Source organism: Kordiimonas lipolytica (assembly GCF_001550065.1).
In genome coordinates, this window is sequence record NZ_LRUB01000035.1 from 272,544 (window position 1) to 293,695 (window position 21,152).

The 21,152-nt window shown below is 57.6% G+C and carries 20 protein-coding genes and 1 tRNA gene; 9 read left to right on the plus strand and 12 right to left on the minus strand.

All coding sequences use genetic code 11. From position 1 onward, the window contains the following. Positions 1 to 29 precede the first annotated feature (29 nt). Genes moaB through KORM41_RS19135 form a run of 3 tightly spaced genes read right to left on the minus strand, consistent with a single transcriptional unit; the run spans position 30 to position 3,161 of the window. The gene (gene moaB / locus KORM41_RS19125; protein WP_068152186.1) at positions 30 to 560 is read right to left on the minus strand and encodes a molybdenum cofactor biosynthesis protein B; all 531 of its coding nucleotides are present in this window, start codon (positions 558 to 560) and stop codon (positions 30 to 32) included. Continuing rightward, entirely contained in the window at positions 547 to 2,343 is a 1,797-nt protein-coding gene (locus KORM41_RS19130) for a lytic transglycosylase domain-containing protein (protein ID WP_068152189.1), read from the minus strand. The genes moaB and KORM41_RS19130 overlap by 14 nt, the downstream gene beginning before the upstream one ends. Beyond that, positions 2,340 to 3,161: a uracil-DNA glycosylase gene (locus tag KORM41_RS19135; RefSeq protein ID WP_068152190.1), complete on the minus strand. Its 822-nt coding sequence runs from the start codon at positions 3,159 to 3,161 to the stop codon at positions 2,340 to 2,342. Before KORM41_RS19135 ends, KORM41_RS19130 begins: the two co-directional genes overlap by 4 nt. Positions 3,162 to 3,484: 323 nt before the next feature. On the opposite strand from KORM41_RS19135, the gene KORM41_RS19140 reads away from it, so the two are divergent. From KORM41_RS19140 to KORM41_RS19160, 5 genes are all read left to right on the plus strand, one after another. Further along, complete coding sequence (locus KORM41_RS19140; RefSeq protein WP_068152192.1) at positions 3,485 to 5,140, plus strand: electron transfer flavoprotein-ubiquinone oxidoreductase; 1,656 nt, start codon at positions 3,485 to 3,487, stop codon at positions 5,138 to 5,140. A gap of 41 nt (positions 5,141 to 5,181) precedes the next feature. Next, positions 5,182 to 6,888, plus strand: coding sequence for a tetratricopeptide repeat protein (locus KORM41_RS19145; protein WP_231727342.1), 1,707 nt, complete (start codon positions 5,182 to 5,184; stop codon positions 6,886 to 6,888). Further along, positions 6,885 to 7,793 carry a 4-(cytidine 5'-diphospho)-2-C-methyl-D-erythritol kinase gene (locus KORM41_RS19150; RefSeq protein WP_068152197.1) on the plus strand — a complete coding sequence of 303 codons (909 nt, stop codon included), beginning with the start codon at positions 6,885 to 6,887 and terminating at the stop codon, positions 7,791 to 7,793. Before KORM41_RS19145 ends, KORM41_RS19150 begins: the two co-directional genes overlap by 4 nt. A gap of 113 nt (positions 7,794 to 7,906) precedes the next feature. Further along, positions 7,907 to 7,981, plus strand: a tRNA-Gln gene (locus tag KORM41_RS19155). Positions 7,982 to 8,050: 69 nt separating this feature from the next. After that, entirely contained in the window at positions 8,051 to 9,022 is a 972-nt protein-coding gene (locus KORM41_RS19160; RefSeq protein WP_068152201.1) for a DUF1835 domain-containing protein, read from the plus strand. A gap of 11 nt (positions 9,023 to 9,033) precedes the next feature. Here the strand turns inward: KORM41_RS19160 and KORM41_RS19165 are convergent, their stop codons facing one another. The 5 genes from KORM41_RS19165 to KORM41_RS19185 form a co-directional block, all read right to left on the minus strand. Then, positions 9,034 to 9,864, minus strand: a complete 831-nt coding sequence (locus KORM41_RS19165; protein ID WP_068152204.1) for a hypothetical protein — start codon at positions 9,862 to 9,864, stop codon at positions 9,034 to 9,036. 71 nt (positions 9,865 to 9,935) lie between these two features. Then, positions 9,936 to 11,177: a kynureninase gene (kynU, locus tag KORM41_RS19170; protein WP_082720063.1), complete on the minus strand. Its 1,242-nt coding sequence runs from the start codon at positions 11,175 to 11,177 to the stop codon at positions 9,936 to 9,938. Next, positions 11,174 to 11,812, minus strand: coding sequence for an arylformamidase (kynB, locus tag KORM41_RS19175; protein ID WP_068152206.1), 639 nt, complete (start codon positions 11,810 to 11,812; stop codon positions 11,174 to 11,176). The genes kynU and kynB overlap by 4 nt, the downstream gene beginning before the upstream one ends. Continuing rightward, a complete protein-coding gene (locus KORM41_RS19180; protein ID WP_068152208.1) occupies positions 11,809 to 12,669 on the minus strand; it encodes a tryptophan 2,3-dioxygenase in 861 nt (286 codons plus the stop codon). Before KORM41_RS19180 ends, kynB begins: the two co-directional genes overlap by 4 nt. Positions 12,670 to 12,749: 80 nt before the next feature. Further along, positions 12,750 to 12,953: a hypothetical protein gene (locus KORM41_RS19185; RefSeq protein ID WP_068152212.1), complete on the minus strand. Its 204-nt coding sequence runs from the start codon at positions 12,951 to 12,953 to the stop codon at positions 12,750 to 12,752. 155 nt (positions 12,954 to 13,108) lie between these two features. Between KORM41_RS19185 and KORM41_RS19190 the strand changes: the two genes are divergently transcribed. Together KORM41_RS19190 and KORM41_RS19195 are read left to right on the plus strand one after the other, a co-directional pair. Beyond that, positions 13,109 to 13,762 carry an MBL fold metallo-hydrolase gene (locus KORM41_RS19190; RefSeq protein WP_197421297.1) on the plus strand — a complete coding sequence of 218 codons (654 nt, stop codon included), beginning with the start codon at positions 13,109 to 13,111 and terminating at the stop codon, positions 13,760 to 13,762. A gap of 77 nt (positions 13,763 to 13,839) precedes the next feature. After that, complete coding sequence (locus tag KORM41_RS19195) at positions 13,840 to 15,309, plus strand: DUF3667 domain-containing protein (protein ID WP_068152217.1); 1,470 nt, start codon at positions 13,840 to 13,842, stop codon at positions 15,307 to 15,309. A gap of 39 nt (positions 15,310 to 15,348) precedes the next feature. On the opposite strand, the gene KORM41_RS19200 is transcribed toward KORM41_RS19195, so the two are convergent. The 3 genes from KORM41_RS19200 to sppA form a co-directional block, all read right to left on the minus strand. Continuing rightward, positions 15,349 to 15,951: an FMN-dependent NADH-azoreductase gene (locus KORM41_RS19200; RefSeq protein WP_068152218.1), complete on the minus strand. Its 603-nt coding sequence runs from the start codon at positions 15,949 to 15,951 to the stop codon at positions 15,349 to 15,351. A 114-nt stretch (positions 15,952 to 16,065) separates the two neighbouring features. Next, entirely contained in the window at positions 16,066 to 16,464 is a 399-nt protein-coding gene (gene msrB / locus KORM41_RS19205) for a peptide-methionine (R)-S-oxide reductase MsrB (protein ID WP_068152219.1), read from the minus strand. Between the two features lie 2 nt (positions 16,465 to 16,466). Next, positions 16,467 to 18,308, minus strand: coding sequence for a signal peptide peptidase SppA (gene sppA, locus KORM41_RS19210; RefSeq protein ID WP_068152220.1), 1,842 nt, complete (start codon positions 18,306 to 18,308; stop codon positions 16,467 to 16,469). Positions 18,309 to 18,455: 147 nt separating this feature from the next. Here sppA and KORM41_RS19215 point away from each other — a divergent pair, with 147 nt between their 5' ends. Further along, positions 18,456 to 19,307: a TIGR00266 family protein gene (locus tag KORM41_RS19215; RefSeq protein ID WP_068152221.1), complete on the plus strand. Its 852-nt coding sequence runs from the start codon at positions 18,456 to 18,458 to the stop codon at positions 19,305 to 19,307. 54 nt (positions 19,308 to 19,361) lie between these two features. Next, positions 19,362 to 19,814, plus strand: a complete 453-nt coding sequence (locus KORM41_RS19220; protein ID WP_068152226.1) for a PaaI family thioesterase — start codon at positions 19,362 to 19,364, stop codon at positions 19,812 to 19,814. Here KORM41_RS19220 and KORM41_RS19225 read toward each other — a convergent pair. After that, positions 19,811 to 21,136: an FAD-dependent oxidoreductase gene (locus KORM41_RS19225; protein WP_068152227.1), complete on the minus strand. Its 1,326-nt coding sequence runs from the start codon at positions 21,134 to 21,136 to the stop codon at positions 19,811 to 19,813. The two genes, KORM41_RS19220 and KORM41_RS19225, sit on opposite strands and share 4 nt — an antisense overlap. Between the last annotated feature and the right edge of the window lie 16 nt (positions 21,137 to 21,152).

The window sequence follows — 21,152 nt, forward strand, 5'->3', positions numbered from 1 at the left end:
ACAATTACTGATGGCAATTGTGCGAGGCGCTATTTTTCGCCGTAACGGGGCATCATCTCAACGAAATTACAGGGGCGGTAGCGGTTGTCGAGCTGGGTAACCAGGATCTTGTCCCACGCGTCCTTTACAGCACCAGTGGAACCTGGAAGGGCAAACATCAGCGTGGTGTCCGCAAGGCCCCCTGTGGCGCGGCTCTGGATCGTGCTGGTGCCAATCAGTTCATAGGACAGCATGCGGAACAGTTCGCCAAAGCCTGGGATGGACTTGGTGTAGAGGGCCTCAAATGCTTCGGGCGTGACATCGCGCCCGGTCAGGCCCGTGCCCCCGGTGGCGATGATCACGTCAACGCCCTTGTCCGCGATCCAGGCATGCGCCTGTTCGGTGATCGCGGGGATGTCATCCTTGATGATCTGGCGATCAGCAACTTTATGCCCAGCTTCCGCAATCCGTGCGACGAGCGTGTCGCCGGACCGGTCGGTTTCCAGCGTGCGGGTGTCTGAAACGGTCAGTACGGCGATGTTCACTGGAATGAACGGGCGGCTTTCATCAATCTTCGGCAAGACGTGTGGTCCTTGTGGCAGTTCGGGTTTGCGCGCGCTTCATGGCAATGGCTGTCGCTTCGGTGTCAATATTGTCGAGGACTGGCCAGGCACCTGACGCCGTGGCATCAAGGCTCGGCGTTTCCTGCCCAAGTCGCATGCGGTACAGCCACAGGTTCGCCATGACCCGCTCAATATAGTTTCGCGTCTCATAAAACCCTATGGATTCGATGAACAGAAGCGGGTCTTGCTCGTAAATGACTTCCTTCTGCCATTCCATCAGGCTGCCGGGGCCACCGTTATAGGCGGCGAGCGCCATAAACAGGTTGCCTTCTGCATAGTCGGAATCGATCAGATATTCGATATATTGTTGCCCAAGCGCCATGTTGAATTCTGGCTCATAGAGCTTCTTGCGGTCGCGCCTCAGCCGACGGTTCTTGGAGATATAGCTGGCGGTTGCCGGCATCACCTGCATCAGGCCACCTGCACCTGCGTGGCTTCGGGCACGGATGCGGAAATCGCTTTCTTTGCGCACCATGGCGAAAATCAGTGCCCGGTCTACCGTGAAGCCGCCCGCGGGTTCCCAATCAGGCAGCGGGTAGCGCACGGCGGTTGAAGCCGGATGGCCAGTGCCGCCCACGCGGCCAAGCCTGATTTGAATGTTGGGCAAATTGAGTTTTGCGGCGAGCGGCAGAAGATCATCCTGTACTGCCGTTCCCTCGCGCCCCCACAGAAGGCGCAGTTCTTCATCCGCGATATGGTGCCAGCCGACTTCTGTCAGCGCGATAGCCCGCCGCGTTGCCGAATGCGGCATCAGGTTGTCTAGTGCCTCTTCGCTTAGCGTCGGTACAGACCAATCAATCCGGGGGCGAATGCCCAATTGACGTGCGGCGATCAGGCCGTAGAAGGTTTCCTGATAGGTCGCTGCGGCGCGCAGGTGTTCGGTGGCTGTGACCGGGTCTCCAAGCTGGTAGGCTGCGCGCGCAGCCCAGGCATGCCCACCAGAGGCCAGCCAGTCACCGGCGCGTTCGGCTTCACCGACATATTTGAAATGCTCATAAGCGCTCGCAAAGTCGCCGTCCCGCCAGTATGCCAGACCCGCGATCCAGTCCGCATGGGGTTCGATCTCCCGCGCAAGGTCTGCAGCAAGGGTCGACAGAATCCGCGCCTTGGCATTGTTGGATTTGTAATAATAGCTGGATGCGATGCGCTCAAGCGCTTCAGCCCGCTCATGAGGCACCAGCAGGCCGCGTGCTTCCATGGCCCAGTAGCGCTTTTCCGCGCGTTCGGGCAGGCCCTTGCGTACGTACCGGCGCACATTGGCAAAGAAGCGAGTCACTGCCGTGCGTTCAAGGCGGTCGCGCCGTGGCAGCGGCGGCTTGGGGGCAGCGGCTTGGCCGGTCACGCCCGGGTAGCGCGTGTCGATAGGGCGCCTGGGCGCGCGGGCATTGCCCTGCCGTTTGCGGGCCAGGCGGTATACCTGCCAGGCGTTCGGGTGGTCGGCGTATGATTTCAGCCAGCCTGCAAGCTCGGAATATTTGCTGCGGTACCCGGTGGGATGCATATAGCGCTGGAACCACACATGCCCCATCAGAATCGGGTTCTCGACATATTTGATCATGCGGTCCGCTTTTTCCCAGCGGGCCTGTTCCTGTAGCTCGAAGATTCTCTGGTAGCGGTTGATATCCTCGCGGCTCAATACCTTCGGGATGTCCACTTCGGAAGCCATTGCGGGCGCCGCGGCAGATACCGCAGAGAAAAGCAGGGAAGCAAAAAGCAGACGAAACACAGCGCGGACACTCATGACAGGGACAGTTTCCTCTTCACAGACAGGATATCGCGCCAAGCGTGGCCCTTGAGCGCGGGCTGGCGCAGCAGATAAGCCGGGTGATAAACCGGCAATGCGGCGATTTTCTGGCCGCCGACCTCCAGCTCTTTCCAGCGACCACGCAGTCGGGTGATGCCTTCCTCAGTGCCCAGAAGTGCCTTGGCGGAAACGCCGCCAACCATCAGGATCACTTGGGGTTTGGCAAGCTCAATATGGCGCTTCACGAACGGCATACACATGGCAATTGTTGCACTGTCCGGCGTGGCGTTCCCCAAAGGGCGCCAGGGCACCATGTTGGTGATATAGACGTTTTCATCGCGGGAGAAACCGGCGGCACCCAATATCTTGTCCAGCAATTGGCCGGAAACGCCGACAAAGGGTTTTCCTTCCCGGTCCTCATCAGCGCCGGGCGCTTCACCGATCACCATCACAGGCGCGCCGGGTGTGCCATCTGCAAATACTGTGTTTTTGGCCGAACGCTTCAGAAGGCCGCCGTCGAACGCTTCCATGGCGGCTTTGAGATCCTCAAGCGTGCCAGCTTCAGCTGCCACGCGGCCTGCAGCTTCGGGGCCAGCGCCAACGACCGCCTGCACAGGCTTTGCGGCCACCGGCCTTGGGCCTATTGGTTTGGCCGCTTTAGGTACCTGCTGGACGGGTTTGGAGGCAATCGGAGTCTGAACCTCCGTGGTGAAACGGTCGATCGGGTCGATGTCTATGGCTTCGTCCGCGCCCATGGCTACGTGCCATGCCAGAAGGGTTGCCGGGTCCAGATTTTGGGGCTCAGGAGAACTCATTTTCTACCAATATTGTTTAATCGTCGGCCTCATTTAAGCCCACTATAGTCGGAGGGTGGTAAAAATTGCATTGAATTTTTGTTCAAAATTTCTGCTTTTCCCACGTCTGAAAGAAAGTACAAAATGTCCGTGCCTGACGTCGCGGCATCAATGACTTATGTTGCAGTGCGAAAATAATCTGCCGCCAAGCGTTTGACCTTTGTTTCCTCGCGCGGCATAAACACTTGAAAATGATTGTATTCGGTCCAGTTTGGGACTGAGGCCGCATGCTATTGGCGGCGAAGTTAGGCACCGGACGTTAGGGAAGTTTGAAGGAGCGCAACATGGAACGTGAATCCATGGAATTTGACGTAGTGATCGTGGGTGGTGGACCAGCAGGTCTTTCAGCAGCGATCCGGTTGATGCAACTGGCCCAGGAGAAAGACCAGGAACTGATGGTCTGTGTGATCGAAAAGGGCTCAGAGATTGGGGCACATATCCTGTCAGGCGCCGTGGTTGACCCGATCGCGCTTGATGAGTTGATCCCTGACTGGAAAGAAAAGGGCGCGCCGCTCAACACGCCGGTTGTGGACAACCAGCACTGGGTGCTTTCTGAGACCGGCCACAAATCCCTGCCGCATTTCATGATGCCGCCGCTTCTGTCAAACGATGGCATGTATACGCTGTCGCTTGGCAACCTCACGCGCTGGCTGGCTGAACAGGCTGAAGCTTTGGGCGTGGAGATATACCCGGGCTTTGCCGGTTCTGAAGTACTCTATCATGAAGACGGACGTGTTAAAGGTGTGGCCACTGGTGACATGGGTGTTGGCCGTGATGGTGAACAGAAGGCCGGCTATACACCAGGCATGGAACTGCACGCCAAATACACACTGTTCGCTGAAGGCTGCCGTGGCTCGCTCTCAAAAGAGCTTGAGGCCAAGTTTGCTCTGCGTGAAAACGGCCAGTTCCAGACCTACGGTATCGGTATCAAGGAGCTGTGGGATATTGACCCATCGAAGCATGTGCCGGGCCGAGTGATCCACACGCAGGGTTGGCCGCTTGGCAACACTGCGGGCGGTGGTTTCATCTATCACCAGGAAAACAACCAGGTGGCCATCGGTTTCGTGGTGACGCTGGATTATGAAAACCCGTATCTGTCGCCGTTTGATGAGATGCAGCGCTTCAAAACGCACCCAGAAGTGCGCAAGATTCTGGAAGGTGGCCGCCGCGTGGCTTATGGCGCACGGGCAATCAACGAAGGCGGGTTACAGTCTGTGCCGAAGCTTTATTTCCCAGGCGGTGCGCTTGTGGGCTGTGCAGCCGGTTTCGTGAACGTGCCGCGTATCAAGGGCACCCATAACGCCATGAAGTCAGCCATGCTGGCGGCGGAAAGCGCGTTTGACGCCATTGTGGCGGGTTCGAATGGCGAAACAGAGCTGAGTTCCTATGAAGATGCCTTCAAATCCAGCTGGATTTACAAAGACCTTCATAAGGTGCGGAATGCCCGCCCGGCGCTTGCCAAGTTCGGCGCCAAATGGGGCACGCTTTATGCCGGCTTCGACATGTGGATGAACACCATCGGCCTTGGGTTCATGATGCCGACGCTGAAGCATATCCACAAGGATAACGAAGCGACCAAAAAGGCAGCAGACTGCCAGCCGATCGATTACCCGAAGCCGGACGGTGTGATCAGCTTCGACAAGCTCTCAAGCGTGTTCCTGTCGAACACCAACCACGAGGAAGACCAGCCGATCCACCTGCAACTGAAGGATGAAAGCATTCCTGTCAGCGTGAACTGGGCGGATTATAACGGGCCGGAGCAGCGCTTCTGTCCAGCCGGTGTCTATGAATATGTTGGTGAAGACGGCGAGGAAAAGCGTCTTCAGATCAATGCTCAGAACTGTGTTCATTGCAAAACCTGTGATATTAAGGATATTACACAGAATATTAATTGGGTGGTGCCTGAGGGCGGCGGAGGCCCGAACTACCCCAACATGTAACGTTTTGAGCACAAAGGGCAGGCATGCAGCCTTTCAAATCATTGGCTTTCGCCTTGGCGCTGGTGGGATGCGCAGGGCAGGGTTCAGGCCCTGCCACGCTGGCCCCGGCGCCTTCGGCACTTCATAGCGAATTCAATGCGGTGGATGCGGACAATACCATGTATGGTCCGTTTCTGGCCGCCACGCTTGCCCAGCAGAATGAACAGCACGCCTCTGCGGCACACTATTTCCTTGAGGCCCTGAACGCAGATCCGGAAAGCGGCTTCGTTGCTGACCGCGCCTTTTTCCAGCTTCTGTATGCAGGTCGGATGGACGAGGCGGCATCGCTTGCGGTCAAGATGCAGCATTCGCCGAATCCAGCGCAGGATGACCTGTTGCACCTGATGTATGTGCTGGAAGCCTACAAAAATGAAAACTGGCAAGTTGTTCGTGAACGGCTGAAGGAACAGCAGGGGGCGGGCTATGGCTTTCTTGTCACGCCGATCCTGGAGGCTTGGAGCTATGCCGCCGAAAATAACCTGGTTGCTGCCAGCAAGGCCTTGGCGCCGCTTATTAACGATCCGCGTCTTGGCGTGATCGGGCAGGAGCATTACGCCTATATTCTTGATCACCTCGGTCGGTATGACGCCGCATCGACCGCCTATCAGACGCTGGCGGATGACGAGCGCCCAGCCTCCCTGCAGCCTTTGGTGGCTTATGCCGATATGCTGACCCGCACGGGCAAGGAACAAGCGGCACGGGAGTTCCTGGGCGAACAAACCAAACGCTTTGGTGACAACCGCTTCCTGCTGCGCGAAGGCATGCGTATCACGGGCGGTTTCGGCCCCAGCCAGGATGCCACCAATCCACGTGGTGCTGCGGGCCTCGTCTTCTACCGCCTGGCGACCGAGTTTGCCCAAAGTCGCTCCCAGCAGGCTGCGATTGTTTACTTGCGTGTCGCGTCCTACCTGACGCCCGAAGTATCTGAAATCTATTTCCTGCTTGGGAACCTTTTGGAGCAGATCGACACGCCGGAAAGTGCTGTGTCGGCCTATGCCACTGTGCCGCAAACAAGCCCCCTGAAGCCGCTGGCGGAGCTCAGGCGCATTGGCGCTCTCAGGTCTGCCGGGCGCGACGGTGAGGCTGAGGCCCTGCTGCGTGCCGCCCTGAGGGACGCGCCGCATTCCAGCGCGCATTTGTCTGCGCTCGCCGATCTTTTGCGCGACGCGGAAAAGTTCGAAGAAGCGGTTCACTATTACAGTCAGGCAATCGGCCAGATTCGCTCAGCCGAACAGTCTGACTGGTTCATCTTTTTCGCCCGCGGTGTCTGCTATGAGCGGCTTGGTAATTGGCAGCAAGCGGAAGCTGATCTGAAGACAGCGCTCCAGCTCAACCCGGGTGAGGCCAGCGTGCTCAACTATCTGGGCTACAGCTGGATTGACCGGGGTAAGAATATCGATGAAGCCAAAGCCATGATCGAACAGGCGGTGGAAGAGCAGCCTGACGATGGCTTTATCATCGACAGCCTGGGGTGGGTGCACTATCTCACTGGCGATTATCATGCGGCCGTGGAGTATCTGGAACAAGCTGTGCGCCTTGAGCCCACTGATCCAACGATCAACGATCATCTGGGGGATGCCTACTGGCGCGTTGGGCGCAGGATCGAAGCCCGCTTCCAGTGGCGTCATGCCATGGATAACGGCCCGTCTGATGATGAGCGAAAAACGCTGAAGGAAAAGCTCGAGCTGGGGCTTGAAGAGCCGTCATGAGCATGCCTCTGTGGGCAGCCCAGCCGCCAGTCAGTGTAACGGCGCCGGCCAAGGTCAATCTGTTCCTGCACATCACCGGGCGCCGTGAGGATGGATATCATGAACTGGAGAGCCTGTTTGTCTTTACCGAAAAGGGCGATCGGATCACGGTAGCGGCGGCACCAGAGTTCACCTTTCACCTTGAAGGTCCTTTTGCGGGCGCGCTGGAAGCTCTTGGCGGGGCAGGGGACGATAACCTTGTGGTCAAGGCTGCGATGCTTCTGGCAGCCCGCGTGGGCCTTGATCCACAGGTTTCAGTAAGGCTTGAGAAGAACCTGCCCGTGGCGGCGGGCATCGGGGGTGGTTCGTCTGATGCGGCCGCGGCGCTTCTTGCGCTCAACCGGCTCTGGAAACTGAAGTTGCCTATGACCGAACTTGAGGTAATCGCTCTTCAGTTGGGCGCTGACGTCCCTGCTTGCCTGCACCAGTCGCCCTTGATGGTACGCGGTATCGGCGAGGAGCTGACGCCGGTTAGCCTTCCTTGGCAAGCGGGAATTTTGCTGGTGAATCCGTTGGAGTCACTGCCAACGCCGGCAGTGTTCAAGGCATATCACGCCGCAGGAACAGTCTTTGATGCGCCGCTTGAGGACGCTGAAACGCTTTGTGCCAATATAGGTGGCCTTTCAGCAGGAAGCCGTAACGCGCTAGAAGGCGCGGCGCGGGTAATCTGCCCGCCAGTTGCCGATGTGCTTGATGAGCTGACCCGTCAGCGCGGCGTAACAATGGCGCGCATGTCCGGGAGCGGGGCGACCTGTTTCGCCCTTTTCGAAAGCTTAGAGGACGCTCAGTTTGCCGCTCGGAAAATTAGCGAAGGCCGCAGAGACTGGTGGGTTATGGCGGACCATGTGGGTGCAGGCCGCGCCTGAAAATGACGCTTGAAATTTTGTGAAGTTGATCCGTCACGGAAAACCCAAAAAAAGTACAAAAAAAAGTCTTTACAGTCCGGGGCGGTTCTACTAAAACCGCGCCACGAACCAGTTGGGGCGTCGCCAAGCGGTAAGGCACCGGTTTTTGGTATCGGCATGCGCAGGTTCGAATCCTGCCGCCCCAGCCAGTTCTCTCCTCTCAAGATTTTCCAGAAAATTTATCAAGAAAACATAATGCTGATGCGTTGTGTTTAAACATGTTTTCTGCAAGTGTGGCGCGCATGGACACTCAGGAAACATTGCATATCCGGTGCGGCAGCGACATAGAGGTTGCGCTCAAGGATGCTGGAATCGAAGGGGCCTTCCTCGATTTCTCCGATCCCTTCTGTCAGGGGCCGGTTCTTGACCTGCCACAGGAAGCTTTCCTGGAAAAGCGGCTCGACTTCGTCGTTGGCGCTTACGGGCTTGATCCAGTGGACGCTCGCAAGAAACAACGGTTAAGATACGCCCGGCTTGCCAATGCAGCGGCCTTTGCCCGTATCGTTCTGTGGTTTGAACACGATAGCTATGATCAACTGATCCTGATGTTTCTGCTGAAGCATTTTTCTGGCCTTGATGAACGCCCAGTGCTTGATCTTGTCTGTGTTGGGGACTTCCCGGTTGAGCCGCGTTTTATAGGCCTTGGCCAGCTTAGTCCCGCCGACCTCAAAGGCCTATATGACAACCGCCAGCGGGTTACCACTGACATGCTCGCGCTCGGGCAATCAGTTTGGGCTGCTCTTGTCGAAGAGACGCCGCATAATCTTGTACGCCTCGCCCAAAGCGACACGCCAGCCTTGCCCCTGTGTGCGCCAGCGATCATGCGCCACCTGAAGGAATTGCCCGCGCGGTCAAGTGGTCTCAGCCTGACCGAAGAGCTCACGCTGAGGGTGCTCGCCGCAGAGGGCGCCCGGACCGGCGGTAAGCTCTTCAAAACCCTGAAGTTGGAGCGTGAGCCCCTTCCGTATCTTGGGGACCAGATGTATTGGTATGATCTTGACCGGCTGCTGGCTGGCGGGGCGATTGAAAGGTTCGGGGATGATTGGCCTGCTGCGAGCGTGGCCATCACCCATCTTGGCCGAGCCTGCCTTGAAGGACGCGAGGACTGGATGGAGCATGTGGTCGCTGAGCGCTACGTGGGCGGTATCCGCGTGGCGCCAGATGGCAAGATCTGGCGCCGACAGGGTTGATTGGCGGCCCTCTATTCCAGAATGTCCTCCAGGGACTTTTCTGGTTCCTTCATTGCTAGGTTGCCTGTCTGCTTGAAAATCCAGAACAAGACCATGCCCAGCGGGAAATAAAGGTTCAAAACCAGCGGCGCATGTGGGCCTGGAGAGAGGAAGCCGGCGCCAAGTAGGCCGAACTTCAGTGGCTCGAATGCCGTCTCGCCAGTCGTCCAGTTCATTGTAAGGCCACCAGCTCCTATCAGAATGAACAAGAGCCAACGCTTGGGCCTTTTCAGCGATTTGCGCATACGGAAGGCCGCCACAAATGTCGTGATGATCAGAATTGGAGTGATGATCACAGCCAGGAACATCATGTGTTTGCCAAAGGAGGCCTGCCCCAGGTTGAAGGCGTTGATTTCCCGTAGGTCTCCAACGAGTGGGGTAAGGTGCAAATTGATCATGCTGACGGCTTCATCCTGTTCCCTGAAAACCATCTGAACATGAAGCCAGCCTTCCTCAAAACCGTATTGATATTGAAAGCGGTAATCCGTGTAGGAGACGCCGTTTTCCCACCGACTGGATGTGTTTACACCGGCAAGGCTGGTGTCAATGAGGTCCCCACCCGGGAGCTGGGCCCACATGTTGGCTGCTGCCATGTCGAAATCCGGGCCAATCGCGCTGGGATGGAGCACGCCCTTGATGCCTTCGGTATCGCGGGAAACGACCATTTCCCTAACCTGAGCAGCAAGCTCCTGAATATGCTCTGGAGCGAGTTTCTCGGCTGCCTCATCGAGCATGGCTTGGGAATCGCATCCAGCAAGGGTCAGGCACAGAACGCCTGCGAGAAAAAGGTGAAATGATCGCATGAAAACCCCCATCATATTGTCCGAAACACTATAATGAGGGCTGAGGCTAAAACAAGCAAAAGGGCTGAGGTCTAGGTCACGGCGCCTTTTTCGCTGAAGCGGGCTTCTCTCCAGAAGCCGGTCTCGAAAATGTCGGCCATGATCTCCACGGCGCGGTAGACATCTTCAAAGCCCAGATAAAGCGGCGTGAAGCCGAAGCGCATGAAGTTTGGCGCGCGGAAATCGCCGATGACGCCGCGTTCGATCAGCGCTTGCATCACGGCATAGCCGTTCTCGCACTTGAGTGACACATGGCTGCCGCGTTTTGAGGGGTTTTCGCTGGTGGCCAGGCCAACGCCATGGTCAGACAGCTTTTCCCGGCAAAGGGCGATGAAAAGGTCCGTCAGCGCTTGGCTTTTTTTCCGGACGACGCTCATGTCGACGCCCTCGAACGCATTCAGCGCTTCATCAAGCGCGCTGGCCGCCATCACGCTGGTAGTGCCCACCAGCATGCGGCGGATGTCGCCTGCGGGTTCATAATCATCAAGGAACTCAAACGGTGTCTTGTGGCCGAACCAGCCGGTGAGAGGCTGCTGGGCAGACGCCTGATGGCGCTCCGCCACATAAAGGAAGGCTGGTGCACCCGGGCCGCCGTTTAGATATTTATAGCCGCAACCCACGGCAAAATCGGCACCGGCGGCATTGAGGTCCACCGGCACCGCACCGGTCGAGTGGCTGAGGTCCCAGACCATCAGCGCGCCTTTCGCGTGCGCCGCTTTGGTAACGGCTTCCATATTGAACATATCGGCGGTGACATAATGCACGTGGGTCAGCACCACTACAGCCGTATCGTCATCGATGGCGTCGATAATCTTGTCGCGCTCCACGACCTGCAGCACCACATCGGGGCCGAGGAAATCAGACAGGCCTTGCAGCATATAAAGGTCAGTTGGGAAATTGCCGGGTTCGGAGATAATTTTCGTGCGGCCCTTGTTCATGCGGCAGGCGGCGGCGGCAACCTTGAAAAGGTTCACCGATGTGCTGTCGGCCATCACCACCTCACTAGGCCGCGCGCCCACAAGCGGCGCGATCTTCTTGCCAACGCGGGCAGGCAGATTGATCCAGTCAGCCGTGTTCCAGCTTTTGATCAGGTCCTTGCCCCATTCCTTGGTGACCACGTCTGCGATGCGCTCGGCCACACCTTTCGGCAGCACGCCAAGGCTGTTGCCGTCCATGTAAATCACGCCTTCGGGCAGATCGAAACGGTCTTTCATGGGCGCGAGTGGATCGCCCGCATCCTGTTGCTGGCACCAGTCAAGTGAAGTTGGAATCACGGTATTTCCCTCAGTATTGCACGAACGGGGCTGCCGTCGGCGCCCTCTATCTTGAGCGGTAGGGCGATCAGCTCATAGTCGCCCTCAGGTACATCGTCGAGCACAAGGCCTTCAAGGATAGCGATGCCTGCCCGGTACACGGCAAAATGGGCGTCCAGTGTTTTGCTGTCTTGCGGGTCCAGTGAAGGCACGTCCACGCCGATCAGTTTGCAGCCGCGTTCCGCGAGCAGGTCGATCGCCGCCGGGCTGATGGCAGGAAAGTCAGGGTCCCAGCCTTCGTGTGGGAAGGCTTTGAAAAGTTTGAGCAACACGCGGTCAACACGGTCCGGTAGCCTGTTTGCCAGGTGCGCCGCGTCCACGAGGTCATTTGCTACGACATCGCCGGACAGGTCGATCAGGGTTGCTGGCCCAACATAAGAATCAAGCGGTGTTTCAGCACAGTCTATCCCCTCTTCATCAAAATGAAGGCGGGAGTCGGCATGGGTGCCCGTGTGGGTGGACATCTTCATCTTGCTGACATTCACCGGGCATTCTTCTTCGATCACCCAGGTGCGCTTGAGCTTGAACTTAGCGTCACCGGGCCACACGGGAATGCCGGGGCGGATGGTTTGGCTGATGTCGTAAATCCTGTTCAAAGACTTGTCCTCAGTGTCCACAGTTCTGGGAAGAACCTCAGGTCCAGCGCCTTCACAAGGTAGGAGACCCCGCCTGTCCCGCCGGTGCCCTTCTTATAGCCGATGATTCGTTCCACGGTTTTCATATGGGCAAAGCGCCAAGCGTGGAAATGATGCTCAAGATCCACCAGCTTCTCGGCAAGCTCATAAAGGTCCCAATATTTGGTGGTGTCCTGGTAAATTTTGAGCCAGGCATCCTCTACGGCCTTAGATGCTTCATACGGCTCGCGCCAGTTTCGCTCAAGCTTGTCGGCCGGAATGTCGAAACCCCGTTTTGCGAGAAGCTGCAGGCACAGGTCATAGAAGCTTGGGCTATCGAGCACGTCTTGCAGGTGCTGGTAACGCGCAGGCGCGCCTTTGTGGGCTTCGGCCATGCGGGCGTTCTTGTTGCCAAGCCGGTATTCAATTTCGCGGTACTGGAAGCTCTGGAAGCCGGAGCTTTGGCCAAGATCATCACGGAAGGCGGCATAGTCCGCCGGCGTCATGGTGGACAGGATCTCCCACGACTGTTGCAGGTTCGCCTGAATTTTGGCCACGCGGGACAGCATCTTTTGCACGGGGCCAAGGTCATCCGCCGCCAGATGCTTCATTGCAGCGCCCAGTTCGTGGATGCAGGCTTTCATCCACAGCTCAGATGCCTGGTGGATGATGACAAACAGCATCTCATCATGCTGGTTCGAGAGCGGGTTCTGGCATTCGAGCAGGCGGTCCAGCTGCAGGTAGGAACCATAGCTGATGTCCTGGTTCCAGTGGATGTCTTCGCCTGAGACATCAACGGAGGTTGCTGGGCCCTGGTCTTCTTTGCGGTCGGTTGCCATCTTCTCACCTGCATTTATTTTAGGTCTAAACTAAATGCATCATATCTCATAAATCTGGGGAGTTCAACAAGCCTGAGCCGTCAGTTGCGCGCCACGTCTTCGGCTTTTTCTGCGACTTCCTTGGTGTCTGCCGCAAGGTCAATCACCTTGCCGGTCACGCGCACCACGGTGCTGGCTGTGTCCACCGTGGTCTCAACGGCTGCAGCTGCCACCTTCACCGGTGCGGTAACCACAGAGCAGGCGCCCAGCCCAACTGCCAAGCATATCATCAACAGATGTTTCACCCCTGTATCCTCCCCACATTGCCTAAGCAGTGTGTCCATCTTGAATCCCGGTGGCAAGGACATAATTCATGGGGAACGGCCATTGCATGCACGGCTTGCACCTGCTTTCCCTGCGGGGTAGGGTGCAGCCGAAATGGCGCCACAAGGAGTAACTGATGTTAAAAGCGCAAATTGTTCCGGTCACAGGCTTCCAGCAGAACTGCAGCATCATCTGGTGCGACGAAACGATGGAAGGTGCCTTCGTTGATCCGGGCGGGGAGGCGGACAAGCTTCTGGATGCGGCCAAGCAGTTGGGCGTGAATGTGAAACAAATTTTGCTCACACACGGCCATCTGGACCATGCGGGCGGCGCGAAGGACATCAAGGAAAAGCTGGGCTTGCCAATCATCGGCCCGCATAAAGATGACAAATTCTGGCTCGACCAGATCGAAGAGCACGCTGCCAACTATAACATGCCGGGCCTGCGTTGCTGCACCCCTGATCAGTGGCTGGATGACGGCGACGGGGTCAAGGTGGGCAATGTGACGCTGCAGGTTATTCATGCACCCGGCCATACGCCTGGCCATGTGGTGTTCTTTGAGCCCACGCACAAGGTGGCTTTTGTGGGCGATGTTCTCTTCAAGGGCTCCATCGGGCGGACGGATTTCCCGCGTGGCAATATGGATGACCTTGTGAACGCCATCACCAAAAAGCTTTGGCCGCTGGGGAACGAGGTGACGTTTGTACCGGGGCACGGGCCACTGTCCACCTTTGGGGCAGAGCGGCAATCCAACCCCTTTGTGGGTGACCGGGCGCTCAAGAGCGCCTAAAGGTTCTTCGCTCATAAGGCTGGCCTCCCAAAAACTCTTTCGGTATAAAGGCTTTAAGGGGCAAGAGAGGCAGCTTTATGAAAAAGCTTATCCAGAAATGGATTCTGCATTTCAAACGCAAGCGCTATCACAAGCAGCTGCGGGCTGAAGGCAATTATAAGACACTGGAAAATTCCATCCGCGAAACCGGGACGCTGTGTAGCAACTGTAATGCACCGCTTACCGGACCATTCTGCCACATTTGCGGCCAGAAGGATGACGACCTGAAGCGCCCGATCTGGACGCTGCTCAGGGAAATCCTGGATGATGTGATCTCGACTGACAGCCGGCTATTCAAAACACTGATACTACTGGTGCTGGTGCCAGGCGGGCTGACGCGGGCGTTCCGCGACGGGAGACGTGCCCGATTTGTGCCACCGCTTCGGCTTTATCTGGTGATCTCGATCATGTTCTTTGTGATTCTGAAGGTCGCCGACATCCTGATTCTGGATATCCATGTGACGCCGATCGACCGACCTGAAGAGGTGGCGGCACCGGCCGATCCTTCTTCCTCAGACCTGGCGCTTGGCGAAAAAGAGACAGGCGTGCCGACGCCCATGCCGGATGAGGCGATAGAAGCCCTGCCTGAGGCCGCTGATGGTACGCAAGTGGCCGATGCGGGGGAGGTTGTCGCAGGTGAGGCACGCGCGGCAAAAGCAGATAAGCCGGTCGCCAGGGAAGGGCTGTCGAGAGAGGATCTTGCAGCGCTCGGGCGGGATGATATGACGCCGGAAGAAAAGCTGCGATTGGTGTTGGGCGACGCAGGATTTGAAAGGCTGCCGGAAGAGACCAAGCAGGAAATCCGGACAGCCGAAAACGGTCAGGCCATCAATATCGATGGCGATGACCTGATCGGGTCTTTGATCAGCAATGACTCTGGCAGTGAGGGAGACGATGTCAAAATAGACACTGACTGGCCTTATGACGTCGATATCGCCATGTTTGTCAAAAACTCAAAAGAGCCTCGGGAAGGCCTTAAGCAGGAAGACATTGATGAAATCCTCAATGACCCTGACAGGCCTGTTTTCCTCAAGCGCGCCACGAGCGGGTTCGCTGAAGCCCTCAAGAACCCGGAAGCCTTCAATGAACTGTTCAACGATTGGCTACCGCCCGCGCTCTTTGTATTGATGCCGATTTTTGCCTTTATCCTGCGCATCTTCCATTGGGGCAAAGACCGAGTCTACCTGCAGCAATTTGTCTTCTCGCTGCATTTCCACACCTTCCTGTTCTTGTTGATGACAGCCATGACGGTGATTGTGCCAACCTATGGCGGGGACCTGAGCGTTTCCATCTTCTGGTGGGGTACGTCGCTTTACCTGATCATCGCGCTGAAGGTGGGCCAAGGGCAGGGCTGGCTGAAGGCCTTTTTCAAGGCGGGGCCTATATGGGTGACCTATTCCGCGGTGATGGTGGTCGTGATGCTATTCATTGTCTTCGCAGGCCTTGGCGATATCGATGTGGTTGACCTGTTGATGGGCGACACGTCCGCGTTTGAGGCCGAAGCCTGACCCCTGCTATGTTAACAGCAGGGGCGTATAAGTGGGGGGCTAGGCGGCCAACGCTTCGCTGATCTGGGACTTGGCGCGGGCCAGGCTGGCGTCGGCATCCATGGCCATCTGGTCAGCGGCGATGACAGTCACATCGGTAATGCCCACAAATGCCAGCATATGCTTCATATAGCTGGTGGCAAAATCGATCTCCGATCCCACAGGCGTGCCACCAGAAGCTACGAACAGATAAGCCTTCTTGCCAGTGAGCAGGCCTTCCGGGCCATTTTCCGTATAGCGGAAGGTAACTCGCGCGCGGGCGATCAGGTCCACCCAGGCCTTGAGCCCTGCGGGAATGCTGAAGTTGTAGACCGGTACGCCAATGGCGATGATGTCAGCGGCCTGAAGGTCCGCGATCAATGCGTCGGACTGTTCCAGTATCTGTTTTTGGGTGTCTGTGCGGTCTTCTTCCGGGGTGAAGTTGGCACTGGTCCAGGCTTCGTCGATCAGTGGCAGGCCACTCGCCAGATCATGGCGCAGCAGCGCGGTTTCCGTACCCAGGGTGAGGCTGTCGATAAAACGGGTCGTAAGGTCACGGGTGACGGAATCGCCGGTACGGACGCTGGCGTCAACGCGGAGGATGGTTTGGGTGTTCTTGGTCATGATCTCTTCCTTCAAATACTTCCAGAGTGTGGTGCGTTTGAAGGAAAGATAGGGTTGTGCGCGATGTTGCGGTAGGCCGATATGTGTCGATGCAGTGTTGCTTAATCGCGAACGCTAGTCATTACTTGGTTCCAGCCTGAGCGACGCGCTGTTGGTGCAATAGCGAAGGCCCGTGGGCTGCGGCCCGTCCGGGAACACATGGCCCAGGTGGCTGTCGCATTTGGCGCACAGGATTTCGGTGCGTACCATGCCGTGGCTGGTATCTGTCTTTTCCGCAACTGCGCCCGGTGCAATCGCATCCCAGAAGCTGGGCCAGCCGGAGCCGCTTTCATATTTTGTATCGCTTGAAAACAGCGGTGCATCGCACCCGGCACAGTGGTAGGTGCCGGGTGTTTTGGTGTCCCAATATTTGCCGGTGAAGGGCGCTTCGGTGCCGCCGCAGCGGCACACCGCATATTGTTCAGGCGTCAGTTCGGCCCGCCACTCTTCGTCTGTTTTCTCAATGTCTGCCACGGCTATTCAACCTTGCACAGCAGGCAAAGCGCGTAGCTGCCCATTGGGTCATTGAAGTTCAGAAGAAGCTCAGCCTCGCCCTTCAGTTTCATGGCGGTCTGCATCACAGGCGACAGGCCTGAGGGCGCGTCCGATTTGAAGCTTGAGCCAACGCTGGAATTCAGGATGTCTGCGATCATCTGGTCCCATTTGCTTGGTTGGTCGCGGTAGAAGACGACGTCATAGTCTTCGACGCCCGCTGCAGAGGCAGCGGCCGCCACGGCGTCTTCAAAGCCGCCCAAATGGTCAACCAAGCCGAGGTCTTTGGCTGTGGCCCCGATCCAGACACGGCCCTGCGCGATCTTGTCCACATCCTCTACCGACATGTTACGGCCTTCGGACACCAGCGACAGGAATTGGCTGTAGCCGTTCTCAATGGACTGCTGGATCACGTCTTTGGTCATGTCCGACAGGGGGCGTGCCGTTGAGAAGGCACCAGCCATCTCAGTGGTGCCCACGCCGTCTGTATGCACGCCGATCTTGGCCAGGGTGTTCTCGAAGGTGGGGATTACGCCAAAGATGCCAATGGACCCAGTGATGGTGGAAGGTGCCGCCCAGATTTCATCGGCGGTCGCGGAAATCCAGTAGCCGCCGGAGGCCGCAACCGGCCCCATGGAAGCGATAACCTTCAGGCCCTGTTCCTGGGCTGCCACAAGTTCCTGACGGATCAGTTCGGACGCAAAGGCCGAGCCGCCCGGGCTGTTGACACGAAGTACAATCGCCGCCGTATCCGGGTTGTTGCGCGCATTGCGGATATAGCCCACCAGCGTTTCCGCAGCGCTAACGGTAATCGGCCCGTCACCCATTACGATCTGGCCCTGTGCTGTGATTACGGCAATCTCGCTTGGGCCGCGATGCTTCTGCGGTTTGGCGGCCAGGTAGGTCTGATAATGGATTTGCTTGAAGGTGTTGCCGCCGCCGGGGTTGTCGCCAAACTCTTCTTTGAGCGCTTGACGCCATACAGTGCGGGGCGCCAGTTCATCCACCAGGCCACCATTCTGTGCCAGCTTGGCGAAATTGCCTTCGGCTTCGCGGAGGCGGTCAGGAAGGCTGTTGATGTTGTTCGTGAGCGCGCCTGCCTCAAGCCCGCGGGCTTCCACGACAGAGGTTTCATACTGATCCCACAGCCCGCCCAGGAAGGCGAGGTTCGCTTCCTTGGCAGCAGGGGACATGTCATCCCGGATGAAAGGCTCGACCGCGGATTTATAGGTGCCCACACGGAACACATTCACATTGGCCTCAAGCTTGTCGAGCATGCTTTTGAAATAGGTCGGGTAGAAGCCGTAGCCGTTAAGGAACACATTGCCGGCCGGGTTCATGTAAACCTTGTCTGCTTCGGCAGCCAGAAGATAGCCTGCCTGGCTGTAGGCCGTGGATAGGGCGTAAATCTTCTTGCCGCTCTCTTTGAAATCCCGAAGGGACTTGGCAATGGTGTGAAGGTGGCTGGGGCCGATGGGGCCGAGCGAGTCGGTAATCAGCGCGATGGCCGCGATCCGGTTGTCATCCTTCGCAAGCTTCAGTGCGCGTGTGATGTCATGGATGCTGGTTTGGGGTGGCCTGCGGTTGAATTCGGCCTCAAAAGCTGCCTCGATCGGGTCCTGATATTCCACCTGTTCCACAATCATGCCTGCTGGTTCCAGCACCAGGACGGCGCCGTTCGGCACGCTTGGGCGGGGCTCCCCGCCGCTGGACAGCGCCATCATGACCATGACGAGCAGGAATAGTGTGACAAGCCCCATAGTGAGGGTGCCCAAGCCCTGAACGAATTTGAAAATAGATTTAATGATTTCCCACACGCCCTTCATAAGGAGCTTCTCCAAACCTTGAAATATGCCTGCAAAAATGCCTTCTTAAGTATGAAAGTGCGATCTTCGGTCGCAAGCGTCAAGGGGCGCTCGCGAGAATGTGCCCGCATTTGACAATTTACAGATAAAAAAGAAGGAAGACAGCAGATGAATAGCCACGTCCCACAGGTGCCCGTAAGCCAGCATCATACCCGGTCGGACATGATCGCCGACGATGTGGATTTCGAGATCAAGGGTCACGAAATGCAATTTGTCGAAGTAGAGCTGGACCCGGGCGAGTCTGCCATCGCAGAGGCAGGCGCCATGATGTTCAAGGACCAGCACATTGGCATGAGTGCTGTGTTCGGTGATGGGTCGGGGCAGGAGGCTGGTTTTATGGACAAGCTTCTTGGGGCTGGCAAGCGTCTGTTGACGGGTGAAAGCCTGTTTACCACGGTCTTTACCCACGAAGGCAGCGGCAAGGCCCGCGTGGCCTTCGCGGCGCCCTATCCGGGCAATATCATGCCCATCAAGCTGAGCGACTATGGCGGGCGGCTGATCTGCCAGAAGGATGCTTTCCTGGCCGCCGCGCGCGGCGTGCAGGTGGGCATTCATTTCCAGAAGAAAATCCTGACCGGCCTTTTCGGCGGTGAAGGCTTCATTATGCAGCGCCTGGACGGTGACGGCTGGGCTTTTGTGCACATTGGCGGAACGCTTATTGAAAAAGAGCTGAAGCCCGGTGAAGTGCTGCATGTGGATACAGGCTGTCTGGCGGCCATGACCGATACGGTCGATATGGATATCGAACGCGTGGGTGGCATCAAATCCATGGTGTTCGGCGGTGAAGGGGTGTTCTTCGCTCGGCTTCAGGGGCCGGGCAAGGTATGGCTGCAAAGCCTGCCGTTCAGCCGCCTTGCGGGCCGGGTACTTGCCTGTGCGCCACAACACGGCGGCCGGGACAAGGGCGAGGGTTCCATCCTCGGCGGCGTGGGCCGTATCCTTGACGGGGACAATTTCTGATCAATGTCACTCAGGCGCGTCGCCTTTGGCGCGCCTAAACCTTAAGCGAGCTGTATGACTATCAAGACAAATCAAGACCTGCTGGCCAATGGCTATAGCACCTGGGGCGATGTTGACCCGTTCGAGGACCTGGTAGGCCCTTTCTACCTGAAGGACAATGGCGACGGAACAAATCGCGCAGCTTTCGTGGCTGAACGCGCGCGGCACTGCAACAATGGCGGTATGCTGCATGGAGGCCTGCTCATGAGCTTTGGTGACTTCGCCCTGTTCGCCATTGCCAAAGAAGTGCTTGAAGGCTCAGGCGTTACCGTGGCCTTTAACGGGGAATTCGTTTCAGCCGGCCAGCCTGGGGATCTGATCGAAGCAACTGGCGAGATCACCCGCAACACGCGGTCGCTGATTTTCGTGCGCGGCAAGATCTTCACCGGTGACCGGACCATCATGTCCTTCAGCGGCATCATCAAGAAGGTAAAGGGACCTGGAGAGCACAGCGGCGGGCAGACCTAGCTTTCTGCGATCTTCACCATTTCACTGATATCGGTGTGCTTGCGCCGGGGAGCTCCTCCCTCGGCCAGGGCTTCTTCTGAGGCTTCAATCTTCTTCCAGTCCTGGAAGGTGACGATGCGCAAGTCACGGTCCTTGATGAGCGCATCCAGTCCGGCCCTGCCAGGACGGCCGGCTGGCCGGATTTCCTCAAGGATTCTTTTGGCTACTTCGGCGCCATCCGGCTTGTTGGTGCCGATAGTGCCCGTTGGACCGCGTTTGGCCCAGCCGACACAGTAAAGGCGCGGCTCAATGAGGCCATCTTCATTTTCAAAGCAGCCGTAGCTTTCGTCATAGGGAACGTCCGGGATCGGGCTGGTGCGGTAGCCGATGCAGGGCACGACGAGCCCTGCGGGCAACACTTCTGTCTTGCCGGTGCCCACGCATTTGCCGTCTTCGACCTTGGTTTCCTCCAGCCTGAGGCCACACACGCATTCATCGCCCAGGATGGCCATGGGGCGCAGGAAGAATTTGATATGCAGTCGCACGGGCTTTGATGTCTGGTCATTTTCGGCCATCTGGCGAAGCGCTGACATATTCTTGCGCTGGGCGCCTGTCATCATGTCGTCTATTTCCTCGCCCGGCAGTTGCTCACCGGCCACAAGAGCGACACAGTTTTCAAGCTGGTTCAGTTCTCCCAGTTCCTTCGGCGTGAAGCTGGCCTCGAGTGGGCCGCGGCGGCCGATGATATAGATATCGCGGATAGGTGAGCCGTGGATGGATTTGGCGGCATGGTCTGCAAGGTCTGTCTCTGCCATCTCTCCGGCTGTCTTGGCCAGAATACGGGCCACATCGACCGCCACGTTACCGTTGCCGATGACGGCTACGGACGCCACGCGCAGGTCTGGGTTCAGGCCTTTATAGTCCGGATGGGCATTATACCAGCCGACGAAAGGGCCGGAGCCTATCACACCCTCAAGGTCTTCGCCGTCGATGCCCAGTGCCCGGTCCTTGGCGGCACCGGTGGCAAGCACGACAGCGTCGTAGATGTCCCTAAGTTCCGTCAGCGTGATATCCCGCCCCAGCGACAGGTTTCCGACAAAGCGAACATTTTCCCGTTGGTTTGTAGCTTCATACCGGCGGGACACATTCTTGATGGACTGGTGATCTGGTGCCACGCCTGCCCGGATCAGGCCAAAAGGCGTGGGAAGGCGGTCGATGATGTCAACCCGGACGTCTGCATCCGTTTTGGTCAGGGCTTCGGCTGTGTAGTAGCCGGCAGGTCCTGCGCCGATCACAGCCACCGATATTGTGTTCGACCCGTTCGCTGCACCGTCTGATGCCATATGTCCCTCCCTTATG